The organism is Mesorhizobium sp. M1A.F.Ca.IN.020.06.1.1, assembly GCF_004023265.1.
GTDB lineage: Bacteria > Pseudomonadota > Alphaproteobacteria > Rhizobiales > Rhizobiaceae > Mesorhizobium.
In genome coordinates, this window is sequence record NZ_RZSR01001714.1 from 1 (window position 1) to 555 (window position 555).

Sequence of the window (555 nt, forward strand, 5' to 3'; positions counted from 1 at the left end):
TTGCAATCGAGGCCGACGAAAGGCAGCGCACTGCGCTTGCCGCCGAACATGACCTGCTTTCCGTCGAGAGCTATCGCGCCGAGCTCTTGGTGGCGTCCTGGAAACGCAACGGCGTCAAGGTCAGCGGCCGCGTCGAGGCCGACATCACCCAGGCCTGCATCGTCACACTCGATCCGGTCGCGGCTCACATCGACGAGCCCGTCGAGGCGCTGTTCTTGCCGGAGCAGTCGAAACTCGGACGCGAAGGCTTCGACGCCGGCGGCGAGATCGTCCTCGACGCCGACGGGCCCGACAGCCCGGAAACTTTTTCCGGCGACACCATCGATGTCGGGGCGCTCGCCGAGCAGTTTTTCGGCCTGGCGATCGACCCTTATCCGCGCAAGCCCGGCGCCTCGCTCGAGGGCGCGGGTGACGATCAGCCCGAGGAAAGCGAATTCCAGAAAAAGCTGCGTTCGCTGCTCGGAAAATCCTGAAGGCGGCCTGGATTTTGGAAAAGTTGGTTGTGCGGCAGCCCAAAACCGCTATTTTCGCCGAACCTTCGCGAGCCCCCTTACC

At 63.8% G+C, this 555-nt stretch carries 1 protein-coding gene; it reads left to right on the forward strand.

Features of this window, described 5'->3' with window-relative positions:
* A partial coding sequence (locus tag EOA60_RS36515) for a DUF177 domain-containing protein (protein ID WP_164899948.1) occupies window positions 1-473 on the forward strand: 473 nt, incomplete at its 5' end.
* Window positions 474-555 lie beyond the last annotated feature (82 nt).